The following is a 5,539-nucleotide window of genomic DNA, read 5'->3' on the forward strand; positions in this document are numbered from 1 at the left end:
TGTTGCTGATCTTGATCGTATCGGATAAAATTGAACGTCACGGATGAATCCTTACGCTATACAGGAGTTTCTGCTAGATAAGGTCTACGTCATGTGAGTTCTCTGTCGATGTTTCTTGGACAGGCTCTATGATCATGAAATGGCAAAATTCTATCTTGATAAGTTCCTTTCTGAGGGCGTACAGATAGATATCATCAGTCCACAGAGTGCACTGCATAATATGCCGACCGATCCACATCAACTCCACTGTATCCAACGTGCGCTTGGGGCTGATAATCTGAGCTGGCAACTGTGCCCGGAGGATGTCCCGATTGGGCTCACACTAATTGATGACGCCAACGCGATTTTATACCCTCGTAGACCGGTTGGCGGCCAATCTGCGTCAGGGATGCTCTTTTCAGAGGATGAGGAGGTAATCAATTGGGCTCATGAGCTCTTCGCTGCCTATGAAGCGAAATCGAAGCCACCGATGCAACAGATTCTACACACCATTTGGTCTCTCGGCGTTGATCTACCATCGTAGTGGGGAGACTGCTCTTTTGAGAGTAAGCAGTTGTTCGCAGAGAACTCATTTGAGATATATTGGACAGCGAGATCTGCTTCATCCCAATTTTGGCTACCCTGCAGAACAAATCCTGTTGAATTATTGACCTCGATGTTAGTTTTCCTTAACAGTGTTCACGCCGAAAACTAATTATCCCTCTCTCCTCCTATGGAACTATATCGACACCACGAATGAGAGATGGCATACGCCGTTCAGAGCGTTTTGATCAGGTAGGGCAGCGGGAAGCATGCTGCTCCCCTACGAACGCTGATCGGGGTTATCACTGGAATAGGATCGTCCAAGCTACGAATTCCTTTGATCGGGAAGAGCGTGTGATAGGGGCACACGCTCATTTGCTGTCGTTCTTGGGGAACGACATATGTATTCACTGACCACACTACCAAGATTCTTGCGACTATTGAATGGGCTTCTCTCGATAGCCTGCGGCTACTTAATGTGGTATCGAGATCGTTCGGTTTTGAGCGGCGGAACTCCGGAATCGGGTGCAGTCACCTCACCTCAACTTGGTACCTTGAGCGGTGACTGCCCCCGACGGAGGGCGTCGTTCGGTCTGTGGATGTCCGAGCGGTCGCCTCCGAGACGAACCGATTTCGAACATCGACATACTCGACGACGGACCTCTCGGCAGCAGCTGCGTCTGAGATTGACCGTCGTCGAGGCCTTCAACCATGACGCCAGCAAACAGTTCATCCCATCAAAAGAAAGGCTTTGTCCTTCCGACAGACAGCCAATCAGACAACGATGCAGAGACGGATCACTCTTCACTGACAACCTCCGTAGACGATTGCCACCAAACCGATGGCGGCGACGACTACGCGCTGCTCCCGAGGGCTGATCCAAAGGGGGATACCATCCGTCATGCGGTTGATGACAGTGGGGAGCCAGTCTGTGGAACCGGCGGAGGATTCCGTCTCGTCCCGCTGTCACACGCTCTCGAGGAAGCGGATCGGTACTGTGAGATCTGTCACGGGATCAACAACGGGGGATCCGAGCGACGGCCCTGTCCCAAGTGCGGTAGAGGGGTGCCTCGAACACAATGGCCCCAACACGTCCGCAAGTGCAATGGGAGCGCAGAATCCGCGGAAGGGGATCTGTGACTTCCGTATTTCCACCCGGTGCCGTACGGGAACCTCTCGGAAGCGACCCGCTATTCAACGGCACTGAGAACGGGAGCGGCAACGCTCGGGAAAACAACTGCGCCGGAAAGGGAGAACCCCTGAACAGTTCTTTCTTTTCGGCCAAAGAACAAAAGCGTTCCCCCTCAGATGGCGGCAGCACTCTCTCGCGCTCGAGTAGTGCACTGACCTTGGTTGTGCGGCTTGCTCCGGGGATCGTTAGTGACTTTGGTAGGACGGTGGCCGACCGTCAGCGCTCAATTCGGGCGCGTGAATGCTCACGAACCCACCCCGAGAGCGACAGCTAGGCGAATGCACGGGCGTTGAAGCAGGGAGTAGAGCCCGGCGAGACGGAGAGTCTCATCTCGAGCTACTTCCGCTGAGCGGTAGGAGGCCGTTCGCGGCATCCATCCTGACCGCGCTTCGATCGGTCGCTGGTCGTCTCTCGACGAGCCGTGACCCAATCCTCCGTGGTGTGCCGCCCCCGCTCGCGAGCGCGCTGCACAGCGGAGAGTACTGTCTGCTAATCGCCTGCCGACCAGAGACCAATGCCAATCGGACAAGAGCCGGACGAAATCGATGCAGAATCGCCCGCTGAACACGACGTTGCTGTCGCCCTGGGCTTTGAAAGCCTCGACGCTGATCGCGACGACCAGGACGACGAGCTTCCCTCCCGTGCAGAGATGTGGGAACTCCTTCAGCAACAGGGCCGGACAATCAATCGTCTCGAAGCGCGCGTAGACGAACTCCAGCACGAACAGACCCGCGCCGAGCGCAACCGCAAGGAGATTGCCAGTCGGCTCAATGACGTCGACGACTCGATCGAGGAGGCTGACGATACGCTCGAGCAGACCAAGGAGATTGCGAAGGCTGCGAACGCAAACGCTAATCAGGCGAAATCGATCGCTGAGACTGGTGGGACGGCAGCCGAGCGCGAGGATTCGGAAGACTTGCCCGGAAGTGTCGAGCCATCGAGTAGTCCGCTCGATTTCCTTGCGAATTGCCGCCAACACCGCGTCAAAACACATCTCGTCGATCGGGGCACACCACGGAAGAACCGCTTCCGCGCTCTATTGCTCATGAAGCGATGGGATGAGTTCGCGACGAAGCGCACGAACGGCAGTGGTATCTTCTGGACCCGAGACAACGTCAAGGAGGCACTGACCGCGATCCTTGGAAAACGACCGCACGCGCAGACGCTGAAGCGTGTCTGGAAAGAAATGGTCGGCCTCGGTAGTTCGGACGTCGATGTCATTGACCGACGTGTCTCCGCGACGCAAGACTCGAAGGAGATCATCGCGATGGACAGAGAGACTGCCGAGGGATTGCTGGATACTCGATACCACCACCTCGAACTGCTCACCGTCGACGGGAAGGTTTCGGACGGCGTCACACCCGTTGTGACCCAGTCTGACGCCGCGGAGGTGTGACTTAGCGGCTACAATCATCCCGAGAGGGAGAACGTCTCAGGGAACCCACCACGAACGTCTCTGGTCGGCGACGATACCCGTTGTCGTTGCCTCCTCTGCTAGCTGCAGGTATGGAAGACAGCCCTCCCGGTCAGGAGTAGTGGTAAGGAATCTAACACGGAGTCTGAACGGTTGCTTTCGGACCCTCTCACAACGGGTGTGAGGGTGTATCCTGGTATAGACCGGTCATGGGTTCTTGTCTGATACCTCGCTGATGGATTGCTCGTCCCGTCGCTTGTCTCCTATACGTGTCTCGTCGGCGTGATCGAGCGGATCGAAGGTCCCGGCGGGGGGCCAGGGATGGTCCGTGTTGATGGGCATTCGTTAGTCAGTTGTGTTGGCGTCCGGGGCTTTGCCGAGATATTCTCGGCGAACGGTGTCGCCGTCGCGATACGCTCGATACGCGTACGGGCCGTGTTTCGGGCCGCCGCTCATACACTGACAGGTATCGTCGCCACAGGTCCGGTACTCGTGATAGATGGTTCCGTCCGAATCTTCTTCGACGACGTCGACGTCATCGGGGAGTTCGTCCTCGGTGACGGGCTCTTCTTGGCGCCGTTCGCGATCGGCTACGAGTTGGTCGATGTACTCTTGGGTGTCACGAAGCGTCTCGTCGTCCTGTTTCGGGAGCCCATCCGCGATATAGTCGGGGAGTGACGCCGGCGGGGTGGGTGAAGTCATTGACCTTGTGCAACAGTTGGCTGTGATTCTGCATAAATATGTTGCACAAGGCTATGTTAGAATTGATTTCATTGGCGCTCAAGATGAATCTCGTGCTACATATAGGCCGTGCAATGACCACACAGTGTATTGCTCACAACTCTACAAATACTCGACAGAACAGACTTAAGTGTTATATCATCAAACTATACGCACATGGTACCCGATACTGAAACGGACGGTGGAACAAGCAAAATGAATCGAGATGGGGATATGGATATATCCCGAAATGCTGTCAGGGATGGAGTGTTAGACGCTATTGGGACCGTTTCCCTTCTTGGATTCTCCCTTTTAGCACTCTATATTGGTGCAAGAGGATTTTTCACTAATTCTTCAATGGCTATCAGCGGAGGGTTTATTATCGTTTCTTGTCTGCTGGCCGCAGCAGCATTTAATCTCATCCCACCTTTCCGTAATTAGTATCACACGATTCCAACTGCAACATTCTAAGTGCTCAGTTCGCATCCGTACTGAGCAGACAGAGGAAGCGGAGAGCACGGGTATGAGAACCGATGCATGACGTCCCTAGAGTTGGAGTTCTTGATTTCGCTTCAGACTACTCCGGAAATACACAGTGTGATCGGGCTTAGCCCAGTAAGCCCAACTCCGTGGCCCGGCGGCGCCGCTGCTCGCACTCAACAGAAAGCATGAACGGACGGGCAGGGGAACCCGCCCGGTCTGAGTACGCCGCACGACCCAATCGTTTCCATGACGGCGAAGGCCGCGCAAATGAGTGACACGCGCGGAAGGATAATAGTCGTGACGGTGGCGGCGTGGCTCGCCGGACGCCCTCCCGAGCCACCCCACGAATCTAGATGGACCCTCCCCCGTGGGGTAACTCAGACGGTTCAATTCTCGCGTTAAGTCGTTCTGGCGACAAGATGGAGATACGAGAGAAGTGCGGGCGGGTTCTAAGCGTCCAAATCCTGGTGAGACGTCGTCTTTTCCACCATGTGGCTGGTCGGATAATTTGGCTCTGTAGTTTCGGTACACAGCGGTCGATTTCATGGATATCGGACGCTGCGGCGGAGGTTGTAGACGGTAGCTTTGAGCAGTTCACGGAACTCGAGCCACCAGCTTCGCGCACGCACGGCACTCTCCGCGAGCTCGTCGAGCGCGGTCTCGACGAGGTCGCTGTTCCCGACGCTGTCGACGCTGATATCGACCGATTCAGAGACGTGATGATCGCTGATGGAACCATCCTGCGGTTGCACGAATTTCTCTCCGATGAGTACCAGACTCGCCACGAGGAGCAGGCTGGAGCGACGCTCCACCTGCTCCACAATGCCACCGATCAAACGATCGAACGGCTCGGTGACCGACGAGAAAACGCACGACAGCACGCTGTTCAAGACAGGCTCGTGGCTTCAGGAGCGGCTCGTTCTCTTCGACCTGGCGTACTTCAAGTACCGCCGCTTTGCGTTGATCGATGAGAACGACGGCTACTTCGTGAGTCGGTTGAAGCAGAGCGCAAACCCGGTGATAACGGTGGAATTACGGGGATGACGCGGCCACGCCATCCCTTTGGAGGGCAAGGAGATTCATACTTACGGACATAAATACGTAAAGATATTTGGCGGATTGATGCTGTCGAGTGCAGCGAGCGCGGCATCCTGAAGTTCGTCCAGTGAGTCGAAGAGGCGGTTACCGAGTACCTGATTGAGCTTCTT

At 55.6% G+C, this 5,539-nt stretch carries 4 protein-coding genes and 3 pseudogenes; 4 read left to right on the forward strand and 3 right to left on the reverse strand.

All coding sequences use genetic code 11. The annotated features are described in order from the left end of the window. Positions 1-139 precede the first annotated feature (139 nt). Together LCF40_RS24010 and LCF40_RS22815 are read left to right on the forward strand one after the other, a co-directional pair. A complete protein-coding gene (locus LCF40_RS24010; protein ID WP_465269293.1) occupies positions 140-523 on the forward strand; it encodes a transcriptional regulator FilR1 domain-containing protein in 384 nt (127 codons plus the stop codon). Between the two features lie 1,705 nt (positions 524-2,228). Next, entirely contained in the window at positions 2,229-3,110 is an 882-nt protein-coding gene (locus tag LCF40_RS22815) for a methyl-accepting chemotaxis protein (protein ID WP_224830417.1), read from the forward strand. Between the two features lie 363 nt (positions 3,111-3,473). Here LCF40_RS22815 and LCF40_RS22820 read toward each other — a convergent pair whose 3' ends face one another. Beyond that, positions 3,474-3,830 carry a DUF6788 family protein gene (locus tag LCF40_RS22820; RefSeq protein ID WP_224830418.1) on the reverse strand — a complete coding sequence of 119 codons (357 nt, stop codon included), beginning with the start codon at positions 3,828-3,830 and terminating at the stop codon, positions 3,474-3,476. 195 nt (positions 3,831-4,025) lie between these two features. Here LCF40_RS22820 and LCF40_RS22825 point away from each other — a divergent pair, with 195 nt between their 5' ends. Beyond that, the gene (locus LCF40_RS22825) at positions 4,026-4,289 is read left to right on the forward strand and encodes a hypothetical protein (protein ID WP_224830419.1); all 264 of its coding nucleotides are present in this window, start codon (positions 4,026-4,028) and stop codon (positions 4,287-4,289) included. A gap of 584 nt (positions 4,290-4,873) precedes the next feature. Here the strand turns inward: LCF40_RS22825 and LCF40_RS22830 are convergent. After that, positions 4,874-4,966 (reverse strand): annotated as a pseudogene (locus tag LCF40_RS22830) (IS5/IS1182 family transposase); the annotation flags it as partial. Here LCF40_RS22830 and LCF40_RS22835 point away from each other — a divergent pair. Continuing rightward, positions 4,967-5,372 (forward strand): annotated as a pseudogene (locus LCF40_RS22835) (transposase); the annotation flags it as partial. A 44-nt stretch (positions 5,373-5,416) separates the two neighbouring features. On the opposite strand, the pseudogene LCF40_RS22840 reads toward LCF40_RS22835, so the two are convergent. Further along, positions 5,417-5,539: pseudogene (locus LCF40_RS22840) on the reverse strand (IS630 family transposase); the annotation flags it as partial.

Source organism: Saliphagus infecundisoli (genome assembly GCF_020177375.1).
Classification (GTDB): domain Archaea; phylum Halobacteriota; class Halobacteria; order Halobacteriales; family Natrialbaceae; genus Saliphagus; species Saliphagus infecundisoli.

Coding starts and splice junctions, on each gene's coding strand:
- LCF40_RS22825 (WP_224830419.1), top strand. CDS start 4,026: ATGGTACCCGATACTGAAACGGACGGTGGAACAAGCAAAATGAATCGA.
- LCF40_RS22815 (WP_224830417.1), top strand. CDS start 2,229: ATGCCAATCGGACAAGAGCCGGACGAAATCGATGCAGAATCGCCCGCT.
- LCF40_RS22820 (WP_224830418.1), bottom strand. CDS start 3,830: ATGACTTCACCCACCCCGCCGGCGTCACTCCCCGACTATATCGCGGAT.
- LCF40_RS24010 (WP_465269293.1), top strand. CDS start 140: ATGGCAAAATTCTATCTTGATAAGTTCCTTTCTGAGGGCGTACAGATA.